The organism is Aedoeadaptatus ivorii (assembly GCF_900638585.1).
Lineage (GTDB): Bacteria > Bacillota > Clostridia > Tissierellales > Peptoniphilaceae > Aedoeadaptatus > Aedoeadaptatus ivorii.
Genome location: NZ_LR134523.1, coordinates 653,666 through 674,807, shown reverse-complemented (window position 1 = coordinate 674,807; position 21,142 = coordinate 653,666). Strand labels below are relative to the sequence as shown.

Sequence of the window (21,142 nt, the reverse complement as noted above, 5' to 3'; positions counted from 1 at the left end):
TAGATGAATATTAAAGGAGGTTTCCATGGAAACGAAAAAGTTTAAACGGATTCTCGTCGCCAACCGCGGCGAGATCGCCATACGCATTTTCCGCGCATGTCGAGAACTGGGCATCCGTTCGGTTGCTATATATTCCGAAGAGGACAGTCTTTCGTTGTTCCGCACCAAGGCCGACGAATCCTATTTGATCGGCAAGGACAAAAACCCGGTCGATGCATACTTGGATATCGACGAGATTATCCAACTGGCGCAGAATAAGGGCGTGGACGCCATCCACCCGGGCTACGGCTTTTTGGCGGAGAATCCGGATTTTGCACAAAAATGTGAGGAGGCGGGCATCACCTTTATCGGCCCGAGCCCCGACACCATGCGCAAACTCGGCGACAAGATCTCGTCAAAGATCATCGCCAGAGAAGCCGGGGTACAGACCATTCCCGGCGTCGAAGAACCGATCCGCACCGACCAAGAGGCGCTGGAATTTGCCGCACAGGCGGGATACCCCGTTATGATCAAGGCGGCGGCCGGCGGCGGCGGTCGCGGCATGCGCGTCGTCCGCAGCGAAGAAGAACTGTTGGACCAGTTCCACTCGGCAAAGAGCGAGGCGAAAAAGGCCTTCGGAAACGACTCCATGTTTATCGAAAAATACCTCGACCGCCCGAAGCACATCGAGGTACAGGTCCTCGGCGACCTCTACGGCAATGTCGTACATTTGTTTGAGCGCGACTGCTCCATTCAGCGCCGACACCAAAAGGTCATCGAATTTACCCCGGCGTTTTCCGTGCCCGACGATCTGCGTCAAAAAATCTGCGACGACGCCTTAAAGATTACCAAGACATTGGGCTATCGTTCCGCGGGTACGGTGGAATTTTTGGTCGACAGCGCGAGCAATCACTATTTTATCGAGGTCAATCCCCGCATTCAGGTCGAGCACACCGTCACCGAAATGGTCACCGGCATCGACATCATTCAGGCGCAGATCCAGATCGCCCAGGGCCATGCCCTCGCCGATCCCGAGATCGACATCCCCTCCCAGGATTCGGTAGAACTGCGCGGCTATTCGATTCAATGTCGCGTCACCACCGAAGACCCGCTCAACAACTTCGCCCCGGATACCGGTCAGATTTCCCTCTACCGCTCCTCCTCCGGCTTCGGCGTGCGTCTCGACGGGGGCAACGGCTTCCAGGGCGCGATTATCAGCCCCTACTACGATTCCCTGTTGGTAAAGGTCATCACCCAAGGCAGAACCTGGAACGACACCGTCAACAAATCCATCCGCTCCCTGCGCGAACTGCGCGTCTCGGGCGTAAAGACCAATATCGGCTTTTTGCTGAACGTACTCAACTCCGAAGAATTCCGAAACGGCAGCTGCGACACCGGCTTTATCGCCGAACATCCCGAGCTGTTTAATATCAACACCTCTACGGATAAGGAAATGCGGTTGATGGAATACATCGGCAATATCGTCGTCAACGACAAGACCACCGCAAACACTTCTTTCGACGTGCCCGTGGTGCCGGAATTCGAAGAGACCGACTACCGCGGCTCCAAGCAGATCTTCGACGAATTGGGCGCCGACAAATTCTCCCAATGGATTTTGGATCAAAAGCGTCTGCTCTTGACCGACACCACCATGCGCGATGCCCATCAATCCTTAATGGCGACGCGCGTGCGCACCATCGACCTCTTAAAGATCGCCAAGGCGATGAACTACAATATGCGCGATCTGTTCAGTATGGAAATGTGGGGCGGTGCCACCTTCGACGTCGCCTACCGCTTCCTCCACGAAGACCCCTGGGAGCGGCTCGATCTGTTGCGCGAAGCCATGCCCAATCTGCTGATGCAGATGTTGGTGCGGGGCAACAACACCGTCGGGTACAAAAACTATCCCGACAATGTGGTGAAAAAGTTTATCAAGGAATCCGCCGAATTCGGCATCGACGTCTTCCGCATCTTCGACTCCCTCAACTGGATCGAAGGCATGCGCCTCGCCGTCGAAGAGACCATCGCAAACGGAAAAATCGCCGAGGGCACCATGTGCTATACCGGCGATATATTAGATGAAAGCCGGGACAAATACAGCCTCCAATACTATGTCGATTTGGCGAAGGAACTGGAAAAAACCGGCTGCCACATTATCGGCATTAAGGACATGAGCGGCCTATTAAAGCCCTACGCGGCACAAAAACTCGTTCGCGCGCTGAAAAACGAAGTGGCCGTCCCCATTCACCTCCACACCCACGACACCACCGGAAACGGCGTAGCCACCATCCTCATGGCGGCGGAATCCGGAGTCGACATCGCCGATACCGCCATCGATTCCATGAGCGGGCTCACCTCGCAGCCGGCACTCAACTCGGTGGTCGCGGCACTGGAAAACACCTCCCGTAAGACCGGCAGCGACCTCGAAAAAGTCGACCGGATCTCCAATTATTGGTCGGCGGTGCGCCCGGTCTATGCCAACTTCGAATCGGATCTGAAGAGCGGCACCACCGAGATCTACAAATACGAGATCCCCGGCGGTCAGTACTCGAATCTCAAGCCGCAGGTGGAAAGCTTCGGCTTGGGCCACAAATTCCACGAAGTCAAAGAAATGTATAAAGCCGTCAACGAAATGGTCGGCGACATTATCAAGGTCACCCCGTCCTCGAAGATGGTCGGCGATATGTCGATCTTTATGGTCCAAAACGGACTCACGCCGCAAAATATCTACGAAAAAGGCGCGAGCATGGACTATCCCGACTCGGTCGTCACCTACTTTAAGGGTATGATGGGACAACCCTACGGCGGCTTCCCCGAACGCCTGCAAAAAATCGTGCTCAAAGACGAAAAGCCCATCACCGTCCGCCCCGGTCTCCTCTTAGAGGACGAAGACTACGAAGCGGATCGTGAGTACTTGCGCACGATTATGCATCGAGAACCCGAAGAGAGAGACCTTACCAGCTACTCGCTGTACCCGAAGGTATTTGAAGAATTTGCCAAGAACTACGCCAAATACGACGAACTCTGGCGCATGGGCAGCGACGTGTTCTTCCACGGCTTAAAAGAAGGTGAAACCGCAGAAATCGCCGTCAGCGAAGGACAGACCATGATCGTCACCCTCGTAGAAATTGGCAAGCTCAAAGAGGACGGCACCCGTACCCTCACCTTCGAGATCAACGGCTCCCGCCGCAGCATCAATATCGAAGACCATACCCGTCCCATGCCCACCACCGGCGGCAGCGGCACCATAATGGCCGACGAAAACAATCTCCTCGAGGTCGGCGCCTCTATTCCCGGCACCGTCGTCAAGGTAAATGTAGCCATCGGCGAAACCGTAAAAGAATCGCAGCCCCTGATGGTACTCGAAGCCATGAAGATGGAAACCAACGTCATCGCCCCCCAATCCGGCGTCGTAGAAAACATCTACGTCGCGGCCGGCGATGCCGTAGAAAGCGGTCAACTCTTGATTGAACTGGCGGAACAATAAGAACAGAATATTAAAGACACAAAAATAGCGGCCATTGCACTGACCCCCAAAAGTTGGACGTATGAAACCAACTATTGGGGGTCTTTTTATGGCAAAATACAGTTATGAATTGAAACGTAGGATTGTGGATGAATATCTAAGCGGAAAAACAAGCTATTCGCAGCTCGAAAACAAGTACGGCATAGATAATTGCATAATTTGTAGGTGGGTCAAGAATTTCCAACATTTTGGTGATGAAGGGTTGGTACGGTCTAGAAATCAGCGTTCGTACAGTGTAGAGTTTAAATTAGAAGCCATTACACGCTACGAAATGAGTGAATGCAGCTATCAAGAACTTGCTCTCTTGCTCGGCCTCACGAATCCCAGCCTCATTGCGAATTGGCGGAGACAATATCGAGAGCAAGGCATCGATGGTCTGCGCCCTAAAAAGCAAGGTAAACCTATGAAAGATAAGAAAAATCCGGATCAACCATCCCCGTCTTCCAAACCGGAAGTAATGGACACAGCTACGCGAGAAGAATTGGAGAATCGGATCCAAGAGCTAGAAGCAGAAAATCGTCGGTTGACCATTCAAAAAATGTTCTGGGAACAGCTAAGGAGTTTGGAGAGGAAAGAAGCAATGCGCAAAAGGCGAGGATCGTCGCCAAACTCCGAGAACAATTCCCGCTAACAGAGATCCTGGCCGCGGTGCGTTTTCCAAAGTCTACGTTTATGTACTGGCAAAAGAAATGGGCGGAAAAAGACAAAGATGCGGATCTAAAAGCAGAAATACAGTCTATTCGAAAAGCGCATAAAGATTATGGATATAGAAGGATTCATCTTGAATTGAAAAACCGCGGATGGACAATCAATAAGAAAAAAGTGCAACGTCTTGTCCAGCAACTGGGTCTGCAAGTCCGTTCCTACGGCCGAAAATTCAAGAAATATAGTTCGTACAAAGGGACGATCGGGAAAATCAAAAAGAATCGAATCAATCGCCGGTTTGAAACCAACATTCCGTATCAAAAAATCACCACGGACACGACAGAATTTAAATACTACGAAGAAGATACGCATGGAAAAATGCAAATGAAAAAACTGTATCTCGATCCTTACTTGGATATGTTTAACTTGGAAATCATCAGCTACACCCTCTCGGATCGACCAAATGGAGTAAGCATGCTAAGAGGCCTCGAAGAAGCCATTCGGCAATCAGAGAATTGCCCCTATCGGCGGACCTTTCATTCCGATCAAAGTTGGGGGTACCAGATGAAAACCTATCAAGCCATGCTAGAGAAACATCATATATTCCAAAGCATGTCTCGCAAAGGGAACTGCTACGACAATGCGCCCATGGAAAACTTCTTTAGCATTCTGAAACGCGAGATCTATGACGGCTATGTCTATACAAGTCGTAGCGAGTTGGTTCTGGCAATCAAGAATTTCATCGTTTACTACAACGAGAATAGAATCAAGGAAAAGTTAGGGGGGCTAAGTCCGAGACAATATCGAGAAAACAAGAAGCCGGCATCGTAAAATATGTAAAACAAAATCGAGTAAGTAAAATCTACTTACTCGATTTGGTCCAACTTTATGGGGTCACTCTACATAGAAGCCGCTATTTTTTATGCCCTAATTTCAAAGGCAGAGTTTTTCTTTTTGTTGCCCTCCTCTTTTACTACCTATATGTTCGGGGGTCTTGTTCGGGCTTTATGCCTTGTTTTCAGATTGGAAGTAGAAGCTGCTTCCTTCGCCGAGCTTGGACTTTACGCCGTAGGCGAAGCCGTGGAGTTCCAGTATATTCTTGCAGATGGAAAGGCCCAGGCCGGTGCCCACGACTTGTCGTTCGTGATGGTCTCTGCCGCGGTAGTACCGTTCCCAGATCGCATCGATGTCCTCGGGGGCAATGCCCTTTCCGTAGTCGCGCACCACATAGCTGACGCGCTCGCCGTCGTCGACGATATAGATGTCGATTCGCTTTTTGTCTTTCGAATAGTTGATACCGTTGGATATAAAATTATAGATCACTTGGCGGATCTTGCTCCGGTCGGCTTCTATGGTGGCATCGCCGTGGACGGCAAAGACGTATCCTTTGTCTTTCAGATGGCGGAATCGCTCCAGTACCTCCTCGGTCAAATTCCTGAGGTCCAAGGGTTCGATGACGAGTTCGCTTAGGCCCGACTCTACTCTGGAAAGATCCAAAAGATCGTTGACGAAGTCGGTGAGATAGTCCGCTTCTTCCAAAATCGTCTGGATGTGCTTTTCCCGCAGTGCCTTGTCGTCGCCGGAAATATCTCGAATCATCTCGCCATAAGATTTGATGACCGTAAGCGGCGTCTTAAAGTCGTGGCTCACATTGGCGATAAGGTCTTTGCGCATCTCGAGCGCCCCGGTCAATTCGCCGGTGGCGTAGTTCAACGTGTTCGCCAGGTCGTTGATTTCGGTGTAGGCCTGCGGCCGAAACTTGACGTCGTAGTTCCCCTGGCCCAAGGCGCGCGCGGTCTTCGCCATATCCGAAAGGGGCTTTGCCAGCCGCGCACTGAGATAAAACGAAAGCCCGAAGGCGACGATCATAGAAATAATGCTGACGATGATCAGCTGGTTTTTTAGGATGTCCACCGTCGACTCCACCGGGTCCACATTGGTCGCCGCGGCGAGGAAAAACTTATCCCCCGCCTCCTCGCCCAAATACGAGACATAGAGAATCGAGGACGATTCCTCGCCCTGATACTCTTTGACATAGGTCTTTTCGGACACATTGTTTCGCAAGAGCGGCATAAAGTAGGTGAAAAAGTCCTCGCTGCTGATCATCGGCTGGTAGATATAGTCCAAGGGATTCAGCGGAAAGACGAGGCCGCCTTCTTCGTTATAGACTTGGAGGCTCAGGTTTTTTTCGAAGCTGTATTTTAACAGCGTCTCCTCAAAATTGTCCTTGCCGAATGCCGCGGTGACGATGCGCCCCACCTTTTCGGTATCGCGAATCTTCATGGATTCGTAAAAGGAATTGATCAGGACTATCTGCAAAAGCCATAAAAGCACCAATATAAAGACGGCCATACCGGAAAAGTACAGCCAAAACTTTACGCGTATGCTCTTGTCGTCCGGATAGCCTCGTCTTTTCACTCGATCCCGCTTTCCCCGACAAATTTATAGCCCACGCCGCGGACGGTAACGATGTAGTTTCTGTACGGCCCCAAGCTGTTGCGCAACATTTTAATGTGGGTATCCACCGTGCGGTCGTCGCCGTAAAAATCGTATCCCCATACCTTATTCAACAGCTTTTCTCTGCTCAAGGCTATGTTCTCGTTTTGGGCGATAAACACCAATAGGTCGAATTCCTTTGGGGTCATCTCCACCGCCTCTTCGTCGACATAGACTTCTCTGCCGTCCAAGTCGATGGAAACCCCTTGGAAGTCCAGGGTGTGGTTTTGTGAAATATTGTTGTTTCTCTTTACGATGACCTGGAGCCGCGCCATCAGCTCCTTGGGCGAAAACGGCTTTACGACGTAATCGTCGATGCCGATCTCAAACCCGTAGAGCTTGTCGTACTCTTCGCCCCTGGCGCTGAGCATGAGGACGGGAATGTCCTTCTCTTTTCTGATTTCTTTATAGGCGCTAAAGCCGTCGAGTCTGGGCATCATAATGTCCATGACGATCACGTCGAAGTCCTCGTTTTGACAGATCTCCACCGCTTCCAGACCGTCGGCGGCTTCGACCACCTCATGTCCGTCAAATTCCGCGTAGGTTCGAATGACCTCGCGGATTTTTTCTTCGTCGTCCACTACCAAAATTTTAAACATAGGCATCCTCCACTCCCATTATACTATAATCTCTTCGTGAAATTATTGTGTAGAGGAAAGACCGTTTCTGGGAAATTTCAATACAAAGACGGTGCCGTGATGGATCTGCGAGTTCAATTCGATGGTGCCTTTCAGGCTCTCGACATTGTGTTTGACGATGGCGAGACCCAGACCAGTCGATTTCTTATTGTAAGACCGGGATTTGTCGACCATATAAAAACGTTCAAAAATTCGCTTTTGGTGGTCGTAAGAGATGCCGATCCCCGTATCTTGGATCACGATCTTAAACATTTCCGGATCGGAACCATCCAGGTCGATATTGATTTCGCCCCTCTGCACATTGTAGGATGTGGCGTTATCGACGAGATTGGTGATCAATTCCTTCATCAGTTCCGGATGGGTATAGAGCTTGCTGTCCATATCGGCACGCAGCTGGACGCGCAGTTCCTTCTCTTCGAAATCCGGCTGGTAAGAACGCAGCACTTCCCGCACCAAGAGTTCGAGATTGGTCACCCGATACTCTTCGATTCGGTTCTTCTCTTCCAAGCGGGACATGGAAATGACCGCGTCGATGAGTTCAAAGAGTTTTTGCGACTCGTCGAGAATTATATCGAGGAAGCGGTTCACATCCGCCTCTGCCACGGCGCCGGTGCGCAATAGCTCCGCATAGCCGCGAATCGAGGTCAAGGGCGTCTTGAGTTCGTGGGTGACATTGGAGGTAAATTCGCGCCGACTCCGCTCCGCGAGGGTTTGCTGGGTTTCGTCGATCATCAAGAGCATCATGCCGTAAAACTCGCCCTTTTCGTTAAAGACGGGGTCGAAGAAAAATTTGATGATCGTACCGTCCAGCTCGATCTTTCGGATCTCGTCCTTGGCGCGGTCGAAGGCATGGGTAAAGGCGCGGTAAAATTCCATCGCCCGGCAGAGATATAATAGGTCCTTGCCCTTGTAATTGATGTGGATCGAAGCGTTCAAGAGCTTGATCGCCGACTCGTTGATAGAGATGATTTTCCGGTCCTTTCCGACGAGGATGACCCCCTCCATCATATTGTCGACCATGTCGTTTAAGCCGGTCAGACGCGAATTCAGCTGATCCAAGTGCTCGCGCAGTTCGCCGGCTTCTTTTGCGAGCGTCGGCTCGTATTCCTTGACGAGCGCCTTCAGCTCCATCTTATAATCCGGATCCTGCACGTATTTTTTGGAATTTTGCAAAAAGTAGCGCGTCTCTTCCTGGTGTTGCTCGACGAAGTGATTCAGCACCACATACAACAAAAACGCACCGACCAAACCGGCGAGCACGGTATAGGAAAAGTGATGTAAGGCAGTGGAGACCATGGATTCCGCTCGAAATACGCCGATAAACATAGAGCCGTCATCGTAATTTCGGGCTTCAACGTATTCGTTGTTCAAAAAACCGGATTTATACAGGCCCTTCGCGTCCTTCGGTTCCAATAACTGCGGGTTCTCTTTGACGTACTGCAAGGCCTTTTCCGCCTTCGACCGAAAACTGCTGCTATACAAGATTTCTTCGGAGGGGCTGACATATATATTCAGAATATCGCGATCGTGTTTTTCTCGACGTTTCAAGATGCCGATTCTCTCGTCGGAAGAGTGTACGGCTTCCAAAGAATCGGCTAGAAACTCCACCCCTTCTTCTCTAAAACGTATCCCTCGATTGTTACTCTCGAGGGATACAGAAATTTGAAATATGAAGACTATGAAAAACGCGATCACGATACTAAACCATCGGATCCGCTCTTTCATTGTTTGCTACCTACTTTATAACCGATATTGCGGACCGTCTCGATCAGATACGCTTTTTCTTTTAGCTTCTGCCTGAGAGAGGCGATATGCACGTCGACGGTTCGGGACTCCCCTTCAAAATCATAGCCCCACACATGGGTCATGATCTTTTCTCGATTCAGGACGATATTTTTGTTTTGGAACAGATACAACAACAATTCGAACTCTTTAAAGGTCAAGTTGATCTCTTCCCCATCTACCGTCACCGAACGCTGTTGATTGTCGATGCTGACCCCGTCGATGTCCACCATATCGTGGTGCATCTTTCGCGGTTGCGCGCGGCGCAGCACCGCTTTGACCCGGGCGATCAGTTCCAAGACGCTGAAGGGCTTTACGATGTAGTCGTCGGCGCCTTTGTCCAGGCCGACGATTTTGTCGAGTTCGGAGGACTTCGCCGTCAACATAATAACGGGGATGTCTTCCGTCTGCTCGTTTTCCCGAATATGCTCCAGAATTTGCAGTCCGTCTTCTCCCGGCAGCATAATATCCAATAGTATAAGCGAAGGCAGTTCGATCTGCATCGCCTCGAAGAGTTCCTCTCCGCTGGCGAAACCCTGCACTTCGTGATCGTTGTTTTTTAAGGCATAGACGATCAGATCACGAATGTTCGCTTCATCTTCTACACAATAGATCATCTTACACACCGAAGGTTTCTACGCCGAGATAATCCCTATGGTGTCCGGTAATGGAGAAAATGACCCATTCGCCGATGTTTTGTGCGTGATCGCCGACCCGTTCGAGATACTTTGCGATCTGGAGCAGGTCGATCAGTTCTTCGGCGTCTCCTTGCTTTGCCTGAAGCGCCTCTACGATGGTGTTTCTGGTATCGACGAAGAGAGAGTCGACGATATTGTCGTGGGCGATACATTGTCTCGCCAAATCTTCGTCCTTGGTTATAAACGCGTCGATCGCCATTTTGATCATGGTCGAGGACTCTTCATACATCTTGTCGATGGTATCGGGCGTAACCGCCAAGGGCTTGTCGTCCATAGAGAGGGAGATCTCGCAGATGTCTTGCGCGTGATCGCCGATGCGCTCCAAGTCCGTGATGATCTTAAGTGCGGCAGAGATAAAACGCAGGTCTCCCGCGACGGGTTGTTGACGCAACAAGAGCATCAGACACATATCTTCGATCTTGCGTTCCATGCGGTTGACGGAGCGATCGTTTCTGGATACCTCTACGGCGAGTTCCTTATCTCTGTCTTTTAACGCTTGCAGAGAATCGGCGACGGCGCGTTCCACATAGGCCGCCATCTCTATTAGATTGGTGTTGAGTTCGCTCAATTCAATGTCGTACTGTTTGCGCATTGTTAACCTCCTTCTGATTAACCGAAACGGCCGGTGATATAGTCCTCCGTACGTTCGTCTTGCGGGTTCGCAAAAATCTTTTCCGTAGCGTCCATTTCGATGACCTCACCGGTAAGGAAAAATGCGGTCTTGTCGGATACCCGAGCAGCTTGTTGCATATTGTGCGTTACCATAACGATAGTATATTCTTTTTTCAGCTCTTGAACAAGTTCTTCGATCTTCAAAGTGGAAATCGGGTCCAATGCGGAGGTAGGTTCGTCCATCAGCAACACTTCGGGTTCGACCGCCAAAGCGCGGGCAATGCAGATCCGCTGTTGTTGTCCACCGGAGACTTCCGTTGCCTTCTGTTGCAACTTATCTTTGACTTCGTCCCAAATGGCGCCGCCGCGCAGGGAGCGCTCTACGATTTCGTCGAGCTTTTTCTTGGAGGTAATACCGTGGGTACGGGGGCCGTAAGCGATATTGTCGTAAATGCTCATGGGGAACGGGTTCGGGTTTTGGAATACCATGCCGACGTTTTTACGCAATTGGTTTACGTCATAGGAAGGCGCGTAGATGTCCTTTCCGTCTAAGGTCATGGTGCCTTCGATGCGGCAGTTTTCTACCAAGTCGTTCATGCGGTTTAAGCATTTCAGCATCGTCGACTTGCCGCAACCCGAGGGTCCGATAAATGCGGTGATCTCTTTGTCTTTAATATCCAAGTTGATCTTTTTCAGCGCTTGAAAATCACCGTACCAAAGATCGACGTCTTGAACGAGAATTTTTGTATCTTCCATTTAATTGTTTCCTCCTGCTAATTTGTTTCCGATATAGGTACTTAAGCCGTTAATCAAAAGGGTGACGACGATCAACACAAAACCCGTTGCAAAGGCCTCGTTGACGAACAGCCCTTCCGTAGACAGAACGTACATGTGCAGCGATAGGGTACGGCCCGAAGACAAGAGGCTCTTCGGCATATCCGTGGTCGTACCCAGCGTAAACATAAGCGCCGCCGTCTCGCCGACGCATCGGCCGATGGCGAGGATTACCCCGGAGAGGATACCCGGCGTCGCGACCGGCAGAACCACGCGAATAATGGTGCGCAGCTTGCCCGCGCCCAGGGCGAAAGAGCCGTTTCTCAAGCTATTGTCCACCGCCAGTAAGGCCTCCTCGGTGGAGCGGATGATCAAGGGCAAGATCATGATCGCGAGGGTAAATACCCCGGATAGGATCGAGTATCCCAAGGAAAGGGCGATACTGAAAAACAGCATCCCGAACAGACCGTATAGGATCGAGGGAATGCCCGAGAGGGTTTCCGTGGTCAGTCGAATGATCTCGACGACTTTGCTGCCCTTTTTCGCGTATTCCACTAAGTAGAAACCGGTAAATACGCCCAAGGGAGTGGCGACGAGCAGAGACAATACGACGACGATCAGCGTCGTTACGATAGCGGGCATCATCGAAACATTTTCGGTGGTATAGACGGGCTCAAACATCTTAGCATTCAGATGCGGTACGCCCTTCAAAATAATATAGCCGACGAGTACGATCAGGATGGCGAAAGTAATAAACGCACTCCCGAGAACGAGTCCTCGCACGATTCCGGAACGAGTTTTCATTACTTCATCCTCCTTTTTACGACGTTAAAGATCACATTGATCAACAGAATAAAGATAAACAACACGACGCCGGTGGCGATCAGCGCATCCCGGTGCGGGCCGGTGGCATAGGCCATCTCCAGTACGATATTGGCGGTCATCGTACGGGTCCCCTGCTTGATGCTTTGGGGAATCATGGGCTGGTTACCGGCGATCATGATAACCGCCATGGTCTCCCCGATGGAGCGGCCGATCCCCAGAATAACCGCCGCAAGAATCCCGGACTTGGCGGCGGGCACGACGACGCCCATCAAAGACCGTTCGTGGGTGGCGCCCAGGGCGATGGACCCTTGGTAATAGGACTTGGGAACCGAGCGCAGTGACGATTCGGAAAGGCCGATAATGGTCGGCAGAATCATAATCCCCAACAAGACGGCCGCGGTAAATACGGTCATCCCCGTACCGCCCCACCAACTGCGCACGATGGGTACGAAGACCATCAAGCCGAAGAAACCGTAGATAATAGAGGGGATCCCCGCCATCAGGTTTACCGCAGGCTTCAGAATCTTATAGATATTTTTGGGGCAATAAAAAGCCATAAAAATTGCGGTCATGACGCCGATCGGTACGCCGACGACGATCGATCCGATGGTAACGAAGACCGATCCGGCGATCATGGGCAAGATCCCGAAGCTGGCGGGAGATGCCGTGGGTCGCCATTCGGAACCGAAGATAAATTCGGCGATTCCCGTCTTCAAAATGAAGGGAACACCATTCACGAAAATAAAATAGCAGATCACGATGATCGAGAGAACCGAAACCAGCGAGCAGGCCAGAAACACGATCTCCCAAATTTTTTCGAATGTTTTCGATTGCATTATTTTCCTCCTTAACTTCCGCTACTATATCAACTATGCGTCATCGAAAGATCTACTGTTTGTAAAGTCTATGTAAAATAAAGCCGGCCCCGTTACGGGACCGGCTTTATTGGGTAGATACATCTTATTTTGCGAGGTCAGCCCATGCGGGGGTTTCGCCCTTGAAGATGCTCTTGATTTGATCCATTTTGATGTCTTCCAAGCCGTTGTCTTTGTTTACGATAACGGCGATACCGTCTTGTGCCAAAACAGTACCTTCTACCTTGGATTTTTCTTCGTCTTTCAGTTCTCTGGAAGACATACCGATTTGTGCGGTGCCTTCAGCTGCTGCAGTGATACCTGCGGAAGAACCGTTGGATTGGATTTGAATGTTGGCGTTGGGATTTAATTTCTTATATGCTTCTGCCAACTTTTCGATCAAGGGAGTAACGGAGGTGGAACCTGCAATGGTGATTTCTCCGCTGAGGTCGGCGGGGGTGTATTCTTCGGTTCCTTCTACCTTAACGTAGCCGTCTTTTTCAACTTCTTCTTGTCCTTGTTTGGAGAGGACGAATTTGAGGAAATCCGCTTCGATGCTGCCGTCTTCCGGTTTGCCCTTGGTTACGAGCAGGAAGGGACGAGCAATTTTGTATTCTCCGCTGAGAATGGTTTCTGCGGTCGGTTCTACGCCTTCTACCTTGAGGGCCTTTACGGTGTCGTTCAAGGAACCCAAGGAGATGTATCCGATTGCAGATTGGTTACCGGCAACGGTGGTCATAACGCCATTGGTGGAGTTTTGTACGGCGGCACCTTGGGTGGTGTTGTCGACTTCTTCGTCGCCGTTCTTTTCCAAAAGGCCTACGATTTCGGTAAACGCGCCGCGGGTACCGGAACCTTCTTCACGGGTGATAACTGCGATTTGACCCAATTTTTCGAGGTCACCGGCATCGGCGGTCTTTTCGCCTTCTTCGGTGGTTGCCGCGTTATTTTCTTGGGTTTGTTCGGTTTGTTGGGTGTTGTTCGTCGGTGCATTGGCGCCTTCGTTGCCGCCTGCTGTGTTTTGTCCGCCACCGCAAGCTACAAGGGTCAGAGCGAGGGTGGATACCCCTACTGCCAACTTAATGTTTTTCAAATTGATCATCTTCATCCTCCTAATTCATAGTTCTTCACACTGATTATATTCTATCCGAGACCAATTAAACTCGTATGTCAGTATTGTAAATTCAATGTAAATCATCGGGCCGGAATGTGATTGTTTGGTGATAATTAAATCAATTCGTCGATATCGTCGACAAGGTCCCTCGGTTCCATATCGGCGGGGAAACGACTTTGCAGATTCCCGTCGCGGTCGATCAGAAACTTCTCAAAGTTCCAATGGATCGCCTCGTCCCCTTCAGTCAGATGGCGAAACAGCGGATGGGCGTGTTTTCCGATCACGTCGACTTTTGAAAACATGGGAAAAGAGACGCCATAGGCCGTCTGCACAAAGTTCAGGATCTCCTTCTCGTCCCCCGGCTCCTGTCCCCCGAACTGGTTACAGGGAAAGCCGAGTACGACAAATCCGTCCTCGTGATAGCGCTCATACAGTCGTTGGAGTCCTTCGTATTGATGCGTACAGCCGCATTCCCCCGCGGTATTGACGATCAAGATCACCATACCCCGATATTTTTCCAATGTCTGTTCCTGTCCGTAAATGTCCTTTACGGAAATCGAATACAAGTCCATTTTATCCCCCCTTAATGGCTAGTATACGCTATTTTTCCCCAATTCTCAATTTGAAAATGAAATCTTTTTCATAGACACAAAAAAAGTACCGAGCCATGGCTCGGTACTTTTTTATCGTTCAGAGACTTATTCTCCCGCTTCCATGTTGTGGAGGCGTTCGTAACTTTCGTAACGTTCTTTCGCATTTTGCTCTGCTGCTTCATACAGCGCTTCCGCACGTTCGGGGAAGAGCTTTTGCAGGGAGGTGTAGCGAACTTCGCCTTCGAGGAATTCTCTGTAGGGTTTGGTCGGTTTCTTGGAGTCCAAGGAGAACGGATTCTTTCCTTCTGCGGTGAGCTCGGGATTGAATCTGTAGAGGTGCCAGTAACCGGTTTCGACGGCTTTCTTTTCTTCTGCGATGGATACGCCCATACCTTGGCGAATGCCGTGGTTGATACAGGGAGCGTAGCAGATGATCAAAGAGGGTCCGTCATAGGCTTCGGCTTCCTTTATGGCCTTGAGGGCTTGGTTCTTGTCGGCGCCGATGGCGATTTGTGCGACATATACGTAGCCGTAGCTGGTCATCATGAGACCGAGGTCCTTCTTGCGAACTTCTTTACCGTTGGAGGCAAATTTCGCAACCGCACCCGTCGGGGTAGCCTTGGAGGATTGACCGCCGGTGTTGGAGTATACTTCGGTATCGACGACGAGGATGTTGAGGTTTTCGCCGCTGGCCAAAACGTGGTCCAATCCGCCGTAACCGATGTCGTATGCCCATCCGTCACCGCCGAAGATCCATTGGGAAGGTTTGATAAGGAGGCGTTTCATGCTGCTGATGTTGGCGAGCAATTTGTCCGCTTCTTCATTTCCGGTCTTCTTGTCGAGCAAGGGAAGAATTTCTGCCGTTGCGGTCTTGGTGGCTTTGTAGTCGTTGTAGTTTTCAAGCCATTTGTCGAATGCCTTTGCGATTTCTTCGTCGGCACCGAGTTCCTTGAATGCTTCCATATTTGCGAGGATCGTGTCGCGTTGTTGATCGACAGCGATCTTCATGCCGTAGCCGTATTCCGCATTGTCTTCGAACAAGGAGTTTGCCCAGGAGGGACCTTGGTTCATATCGTTGGTGCAGTAAGGCATGGAGGGAGTGGAGCCGCCCCAGATGGAGGTACATCCCGTTGCGTTGGCAATCATCATGTGGTCGCCGAAGAGTTGGGTTACCAGTTTGATATAGGGGGTTTCACCACAACCTGCACAGGCACCGGAGAATTCGAGGTGCGGCATGTGGAATTGCGAGTTCTTTACGCTGTCAGCAGGAATTTCGTCTTGTTTGGACTTGATTTCCTTAGAAGCGAACTCCCAGTTTTTGGATTGTACTTCGAATTCTTCTTCGAAGGGAACCATGACGAGTGCCTTTTCCTTTGCGGGGCAAACTTGTGCACAGTTTCCACAACCGGTACAGTCGAGGGGAGAGATTTGAATGCGATATTCATAACCATCCAATCCCTTGCCCTTTGCTTCCTTGGTTTCGAAGGTTTCGGGCTTTTTGGCCGCTTCTTCTTCGTCTAGCAAGAAGGGACGAACGACGGCGTGGGGGCAAACGAAGGAGCATTGGTTACATTGGATACAGTTTTCGATTTGCCATTGGGGTACGTTTACGGCGATACCGCGTTTTTCGTAACGGCTGGTACCGGACATAAAGGTGCCGTCTTCCATGCCGACAAAGGTGCTGACGGGAAGGTCGTTCCCTTCTTGGCGGTTGATGGGCACAAGAATCTTGTTGATGAATTCGGGTGCACCTTCGATTTCGTAGGATTCGGTTTCGCTGAGGTTTGCCCATTCAGCGGGAACTTCGATCTTCTTGGTGGCGTCCATACCGCGGTCGACGGCGGCAAAGTTCATGTTGACGATTTCGTCGCCCTTGTGGCCGTAATCGGAAACGATGCTTTCTTTCAGCTTTTCGATTGCGGTTTCGAGGGGTAGAACTTCTGCGAGCTTAAAGAATGCCGCTTGCATAACCATGTTGGTGCGTCCGCCGAGTCCGACTTCGCCTGCGATCTTGGTCGCGTTAATGGTGTAGAATTCGACTTCGTTTTCTGCGATGAATTTCTTCAGGCTTGCGGGAAGATTTTCTTCCAATTCCTTTTCATCCCAGGTGGTGTTCAAGAGGAAGGTACCGCCCTTTTTGATGCCGCGAAGCAAGTCGTATTGGTGAACATAGGATTGCTTGGAGCAGGAGATGAAGTTGGCTGCCGTCAGAAGATAGGTCGAGGTGATTCTCTTATCGCCGAAGCGCAAGTGGGACATGGTAACCCCGCCGGACTTCTTGGAGTCGTAGTCGAAGTAACCTTGTGCATACATATCGGTGCCATCGCCGATGATCTTGATGGCACTCTTGTTTGCGCCTACGGTACCGTCGGATCCGAAGCCCCAGAATTTACATCCGATGGTTCCTTCGGGTTCGGTTTCGATAAATTCGTCGATGTCCAAGGAGAGGTTGGTTACGTCGTCGACGATACCTACGGTGAAGCCTTCCTTGGGTTCATCGGCTCTTAAGTTCTTGAATACGGCGAGCATTTGAGAAGGCGTGGTGTCCTTGCTGCCCAGACCGTAGCGTCCGCCGATAATCATGGGACGATTTTCTTCGTTGTAGTAGATGTCCTTGACGTCGAGGAGAAGGGGTTCTGCGTTTGCGCCCTTTTCCTTGGTGCGGTCAAGAACGGCAATGCGTTTTACGCTCTTGGGCATAGCGTCCAAGAAGTGCTTTTTGGAGAAGGGACGATAGAGGTGAACCTTGAGTACACCGACTTTTTCGCCCTTATCAGCTAAGTAGTCTACCACTTCTTCCAGGGTTTCGGTGACCGAACCCATAGCTACGATAACATCTTCTGCGTTTTCATCGCCGTAGTAGTTAAACAGGCCGTATTCTCTTCCGGTGAGTTCGGAGATTTTGCCCATATACTCTTCTACGATGCCAACGATATTGTTGTAGTAGGGGTTGGCACTTTCCACTTCTTGGAAGTAGATATCGGGGTTTTGTGCGGTACCGCGAACTTCGGGGTCTTGGGGTGCCAAAGCGCGTGCGCGGAATTCGTTGACGGCATCCATATCCACCAATTTTCCGAGATCGTCGTAGTCGAGAACTTCGATCTTTTGAATTTCGTGGGAAGTACGGAATCCGTCAAAGAAGTGTACGAAGGGTACGCGGCCTTTGATGGCTGCCAAATGGGCAACGCCTGCGAGGTCCATTGCTTCTTGTACGGAACCGGAACCGAGAAGGGCGAATCCGGAAGCGCGTACCGCCATAACGTCTTGATGGTCGCCGAAGATGCTCAGCGCGTGGCTTGCCAATGCGCGAGCCGCAACGTGGAAAACACCGGGAAGCAGTTCACCGGCGATCTTATACATGTTGGGGAGCATCAAGAGGAGACCTTGCGATGCGGTATAGGTGGAAGTTAAAGCGCCTGCTTGTAATGCACCGTGAACGGCACCTGCTGCGCCGGCTTCGGATTGCATTTCTTTAACACTGACTTCTTGACCGAAAATATTCTTTCTGTGGTTGCTTGCCCATGCGTCGATATGTTCGGCCATGGGAGAGGACGGGGTGATCGGGAAGATACACGCCAAATCGGAGAACGCGTAAGAGACGTGTGCCGCCGCCGTGTTCCCGTCCATAGTTTTCATCATTTTTGCCATTTTAACCTCCTAAATAAACAACATTTTCCTATATGCTTAATTATATCAGTCATCGATGAATATTCAAGTAGACGCAAGAAGTATGCAATATTACAAAAATGATAATAACCGTCTTATCGGTTGCGCTTATTTTCTTCGATCGACTCCAAAACACGTTGATTTAAAGCCAATGCGGCGTTATATCCCATTTCTTTCTGTTTGAAGTTTCGCGTCGCGATCTCTATTATGACCGCGGTGTTTCTTCCCGTGCGCATGGGAATCTCCACTTTGGGCAAAGAAATGTCGAGTATAGAAACCCTTTCATCCTCTATCCCCAACCGATTGTAATCGGCAAAATCGTCCCATTGGGTGAGGTGGATCACCAGCTCGATTTCCTTTTCTTCCATAATACAGCCGATCCCGAAGAGCCGTTCCACGTCGATAATGCCGATGCCCCGGATCTCCATAAAGTGGCGCGTGACTTTGGGCGAGGTGCCGATCAGGCGGTTTTCCAATTTGCGAATGCGCACCGAATCGTCGGCGATTAGTTTGTGTCCGTTTACGATCAAATCAAGCGCCGTCTCCGATTTTCCGATGCCGCTGTCGCCGACGATCAACACGCCCACGCCGTATATATCGAGCAGTATGCCGTGTTTGCGGATGGTCGGCGCCAAGGCGGCGTCCATAAAGTTGATTAGATTGTTGACCGCCCGGGAGGTTGGGTCTACGGTTCGCAGGATCGTGCAGTCGTGTTCGCCGGCGAATTGCAGCATCTCGGGGAAGATTTCCTGGCCGCGGGTGACGATCAAGACCGGTATCTCATGCTCGAATAGGGTTTTGAGACGGGACCGCCGCACTTCCGGGTCCAATGCCTTTAGGTAGTGCCACTCCGCCCCGCCGATAATCTGAATGCGGTCGGAGACGAATTTCGTGTAAAAACCGCAGAGTTGCAACCCCGGCCGATTGAACTCGGGGGTATATAAGCGCACGCGATCGACATTGACCGCCTTATGCACCACTTCAAAGTCGTTGGATTGAATCAATTGTTCGACGGTAAAACTCGTTCTATATTCTTCAGTCATCTTTTCCTCCGTGAAAGTGCTCGTAAAGGGATGTGGCCGCCCGCTTCGTCATGCCCTGTACGCCCGAAAGGGTTTCGATGTCGGCGTGCTTGATCTTTTCAATAGAGCGAAAATACCGCATCAACGCCTCCTTGCGCTTGGGGCCGATTCCGGGGATGTCGTCGAGTTCGGATTTAAAGCCCGCCTTAGAGCGCAGGCTTCTGTGATAGGTGATCGCAAAGCGGTGTGCCTCTTCCTGAATCCCGTAGACGAGGCGATAGACGGGTGCGTTTTGCGGCAAGGGGATTTCCTGTTTGTTGAGATAGATGCCACGGGTCTTGTGAAAGTCGTCTTTTACGAGACCCGCTACCGGAATGTCGAGCCCCAAGTCTTCGAGGACGATCTCCGCTTGTCTTGCCTGGCCCTTTCCCCCGTCCATCAAAATCAAATCGGGAAAGGTGGAAAACCCCCGCGCCTCCCCTTCCCCGGCGCGCTCCCGAAGGCCCCGGCGGAATCTGCGGTATAGGACTTCCCTCAGGGACGCGTAGTCATCGGGGCCCTGTACTTCCTTGATGCGAAACCGCCGATAATCGGTTTTCTTCGCCTCGCCGTTTTCGAAGACCACCATAGAACCGACGCTTTCGGCGCCGGAGATATTCGAAATATCGTAGGCTTCGATCCGCTCGGGCATATGGTCTAGATGAAGTCTGGTCGCGAGATCCGCCAAGGCGTCGACGGATTTTTTTTGTTTGGTGCGCAGCTGTTCGCCGTGTTTGTCGAGCATATCGACGGCATTTTTTCGCACCATGGAAAGAATCTTCTTCTTCTCGCCGATCTTGGGTACGTGAATATGCACCGCCTGGCCCCGCTTTATACTCAACATCTCCGCTACCAATGCGCCGTCCGGCAGAACTTCTTGAATGTAGAGTTTGGCTGGGATATAGGCCGTGCCGTGATAGAACTGGGTGATAAAGGCGTGGAGCAGCTGCGCGGAACTGTCGCCGTAGCGATTTTCCATAAAGAAGTGCTCCCTGCCCATGTTTTTCCCGTCGCGAAAGAAAAAGATCTGAATGCAGACGTCGCGGTCGTCGGTGGCGATGCCGATGACGTCAAATTCTTCGGAACTGCCGGCGTCGGTAATCCGCTGCTTTTCCATGAGCGTCCGAAATGCCCGCAATTGGTCCCGATATGCCGCTGCCTTTTCGTATTCCATCTCGCGGGCAGCTGTTTGCATCTTCTCCTCCAGATCGGCGACAAAGGGCGCGGGCTTGCCGTCGAGAAAATCGGTAATGGCGCGAATATAGCCGTCGTACTTTTCTTCGGTGACCGCCCCGATGCAGGGACCGGCACAGCGCTCTATATGGTAGTTGAGGCAGGGACGCACGACGGAATTCGGCTTGGAAAGATCCAATTTGCAGTTCCTGAGAGGAAAAATTCGGTGGAGGTATTCGATGGACTGATTGACCGCGAGCACATCGGGAAACGGGCCGTAATACTTTGCCTTGTCCTTGAGAATCCGCCGCGTCTTTAACACCCGCGGAAAGGGCTCGTTGGTGATCTTAATATAGGGGTACTGTTTGTCGTCTCTGAGCAAGATATTGTACTTGGGCAGATACTCTTTGATCAGATTCGACTCGAGAATTAAGGATTCCAATTCGTTTTCTACGATTATATACTCGAAATCCGCAATATGGCTCACCATACTCCGCACCTTTGTATCGCCCTTGCCGTAGGAGCCAAAGTATTGTCGAACTCTATTTTTTAAATTCTTTGCCTTGCCAACATAGATGATTTGATCCAGCTTGTTTTTCATCAGATACACGCCGGGATCGTCGGGCAATTTGGCGAGTTTTTCTCGTATACTCTCTTCGCTCATTCGCCGCAATGCTCCTTTTCTATCCTAGTAAAAAACTGACCG

At 50.8% G+C, this 21,142-nt stretch carries 16 protein-coding genes; 3 read left to right on the top strand and 13 right to left on the bottom strand.

Going from position 1 to position 21,142, the window contains the following annotated elements; genetic code table 11:
• The first annotated feature begins 25 nt into the window (after nucleotides 1-25).
• From EL294_RS03350 to EL294_RS03345, 3 genes are all read left to right on the top strand, one after another.
• Nucleotides 26-3,466, top strand: a complete 3,441-nt coding sequence (locus EL294_RS03350) for a pyruvate carboxylase (RefSeq protein ID WP_126465224.1) — start codon at nucleotides 26-28, stop codon at nucleotides 3,464-3,466.
• An 88-nt stretch (nucleotides 3,467-3,554) separates the two neighbouring features.
• Nucleotides 3,555-4,136 (top strand): helix-turn-helix domain-containing protein, encoded by a 582-nt coding sequence (locus tag EL294_RS08015; RefSeq protein WP_232006505.1) that lies wholly within the window; start codon nucleotides 3,555-3,557, stop codon nucleotides 4,134-4,136.
• Nucleotides 4,049-4,981 carry an IS3 family transposase gene (locus EL294_RS03345; RefSeq protein WP_232006515.1) on the top strand — a complete coding sequence of 311 codons (933 nt, stop codon included), beginning with the start codon at nucleotides 4,049-4,051 and terminating at the stop codon, nucleotides 4,979-4,981. The genes EL294_RS08015 and EL294_RS03345 overlap by 88 nt, the downstream gene beginning before the upstream one ends.
• 174 nt (nucleotides 4,982-5,155) lie before the next feature.
• Here EL294_RS03345 and EL294_RS03340 read toward each other — a convergent pair whose 3' ends face one another.
• The 13 genes from EL294_RS03340 to uvrC all read right to left on the bottom strand — a co-directional run bounded on the left by EL294_RS03340 (nucleotide 5,156) and on the right by uvrC (nucleotide 21,100).
• Entirely contained in the window at nucleotides 5,156-6,568 is a 1,413-nt protein-coding gene (locus EL294_RS03340; protein ID WP_232006504.1) for a HAMP domain-containing sensor histidine kinase, read from the bottom strand.
• On the bottom strand, nucleotides 6,565-7,245 hold the full coding sequence (locus EL294_RS03335; RefSeq protein WP_126465222.1) for a response regulator transcription factor: 681 nt from the start codon (nucleotides 7,243-7,245) through the stop codon (nucleotides 6,565-6,567). The genes EL294_RS03340 and EL294_RS03335 overlap by 4 nt, the downstream gene beginning before the upstream one ends.
• Nucleotides 7,246-7,287: 42 nt before the next feature.
• Nucleotides 7,288-8,892, bottom strand: a complete 1,605-nt coding sequence (locus EL294_RS03330) for a PAS domain-containing sensor histidine kinase (protein ID WP_164715206.1) — start codon at nucleotides 8,890-8,892, stop codon at nucleotides 7,288-7,290.
• A gap of 113 nt (nucleotides 8,893-9,005) precedes the next feature.
• Nucleotides 9,006-9,683, bottom strand: coding sequence for a response regulator transcription factor (locus tag EL294_RS03325; protein WP_126465218.1), 678 nt, complete (start codon nucleotides 9,681-9,683; stop codon nucleotides 9,006-9,008).
• A gap of 1 nt (nucleotide 9,684) precedes the next feature.
• Nucleotides 9,685-10,356, bottom strand: coding sequence for a phosphate signaling complex protein PhoU (gene phoU, locus EL294_RS03320; RefSeq protein ID WP_126465216.1), 672 nt, complete (start codon nucleotides 10,354-10,356; stop codon nucleotides 9,685-9,687).
• A gap of 17 nt (nucleotides 10,357-10,373) precedes the next feature.
• Nucleotides 10,374-11,132, bottom strand: coding sequence for a phosphate ABC transporter ATP-binding protein PstB (gene pstB / locus EL294_RS03315; protein WP_126465215.1), 759 nt, complete (start codon nucleotides 11,130-11,132; stop codon nucleotides 10,374-10,376).
• Nucleotides 11,133-11,954, bottom strand: coding sequence for a phosphate ABC transporter permease PstA (pstA, locus tag EL294_RS03310; RefSeq protein WP_126465213.1), 822 nt, complete (start codon nucleotides 11,952-11,954; stop codon nucleotides 11,133-11,135).
• Nucleotides 11,954-12,811: a phosphate ABC transporter permease subunit PstC gene (pstC, locus tag EL294_RS03305; RefSeq protein ID WP_126465211.1), complete on the bottom strand. Its 858-nt coding sequence runs from the start codon at nucleotides 12,809-12,811 to the stop codon at nucleotides 11,954-11,956. Before pstC ends, pstA begins: the two co-directional genes overlap by 1 nt.
• A 124-nt stretch (nucleotides 12,812-12,935) precedes the next feature.
• A complete protein-coding gene (locus EL294_RS03300) occupies nucleotides 12,936-13,931 on the bottom strand; it encodes a substrate-binding domain-containing protein (RefSeq protein WP_371828956.1) in 996 nt (331 codons plus the stop codon).
• Between the two features lie 125 nt (nucleotides 13,932-14,056).
• A complete protein-coding gene (locus EL294_RS03295) occupies nucleotides 14,057-14,515 on the bottom strand; it encodes a glutathione peroxidase (RefSeq protein WP_126465209.1) in 459 nt (152 codons plus the stop codon).
• A 126-nt stretch (nucleotides 14,516-14,641) separates the two neighbouring features.
• Nucleotides 14,642-18,184, bottom strand: coding sequence for a pyruvate:ferredoxin (flavodoxin) oxidoreductase (gene nifJ / locus EL294_RS03290; protein WP_126465207.1), 3,543 nt, complete (start codon nucleotides 18,182-18,184; stop codon nucleotides 14,642-14,644).
• A gap of 113 nt (nucleotides 18,185-18,297) precedes the next feature.
• Nucleotides 18,298-19,245: an HPr(Ser) kinase/phosphatase gene (hprK, locus tag EL294_RS03285; protein WP_126465205.1), complete on the bottom strand. Its 948-nt coding sequence runs from the start codon at nucleotides 19,243-19,245 to the stop codon at nucleotides 18,298-18,300.
• On the bottom strand, nucleotides 19,238-21,100 hold the full coding sequence (gene uvrC, locus EL294_RS03280) for an excinuclease ABC subunit UvrC (RefSeq protein ID WP_126465203.1): 1,863 nt from the start codon (nucleotides 21,098-21,100) through the stop codon (nucleotides 19,238-19,240). Before uvrC ends, hprK begins: the two co-directional genes overlap by 8 nt.
• Nucleotides 21,101-21,142 lie beyond the last annotated feature (42 nt).

Excerpts from the sequence above, each read along its gene's own strand:
- EL294_RS03350 (WP_126465224.1), top strand. The coding sequence starts at position 26 with ATGGAAACGAAAAAGTTTAAACGGATTCTCGTCGCCAACCGCGGCGAG.
- EL294_RS08015 (WP_232006505.1), top strand. The coding sequence starts at position 3,555 with ATGGCAAAATACAGTTATGAATTGAAACGTAGGATTGTGGATGAATAT.
- EL294_RS03335 (WP_126465222.1), bottom strand. The coding sequence starts at position 7,245 with ATGTTTAAAATTTTGGTAGTGGACGACGAAGAAAAAATCCGCGAGGTC.
- EL294_RS03325 (WP_126465218.1), bottom strand. The coding sequence starts at position 9,683 with ATGATCTATTGTGTAGAAGATGAAGCGAACATTCGTGATCTGATCGTC.
- phoU (WP_126465216.1), bottom strand. The coding sequence starts at position 10,356 with ATGCGCAAACAGTACGACATTGAATTGAGCGAACTCAACACCAATCTA.
- pstB (WP_126465215.1), bottom strand. The coding sequence starts at position 11,132 with ATGGAAGATACAAAAATTCTCGTTCAAGACGTCGATCTTTGGTACGGT.
- pstA (WP_126465213.1), bottom strand. The coding sequence starts at position 11,954 with ATGAAAACTCGTTCCGGAATCGTGCGAGGACTCGTTCTCGGGAGTGCG.
- pstC (WP_126465211.1), bottom strand. The coding sequence starts at position 12,811 with ATGCAATCGAAAACATTCGAAAAAATTTGGGAGATCGTGTTTCTGGCC.
- EL294_RS03300 (WP_371828956.1), bottom strand. The coding sequence starts at position 13,931 with ATGATCAATTTGAAAAACATTAAGTTGGCAGTAGGGGTATCCACCCTC.
- EL294_RS03295 (WP_126465209.1), bottom strand. The coding sequence starts at position 14,515 with ATGGACTTGTATTCGATTTCCGTAAAGGACATTTACGGACAGGAACAG.
- nifJ (WP_126465207.1), bottom strand. The coding sequence starts at position 18,184 with ATGGCAAAAATGATGAAAACTATGGACGGGAACACGGCGGCGGCACAC.
- hprK (WP_126465205.1), bottom strand. The coding sequence starts at position 19,245 with ATGACTGAAGAATATAGAACGAGTTTTACCGTCGAACAATTGATTCAA.
- uvrC (WP_126465203.1), bottom strand. The coding sequence starts at position 21,100 with ATGAGCGAAGAGAGTATACGAGAAAAACTCGCCAAATTGCCCGACGAT.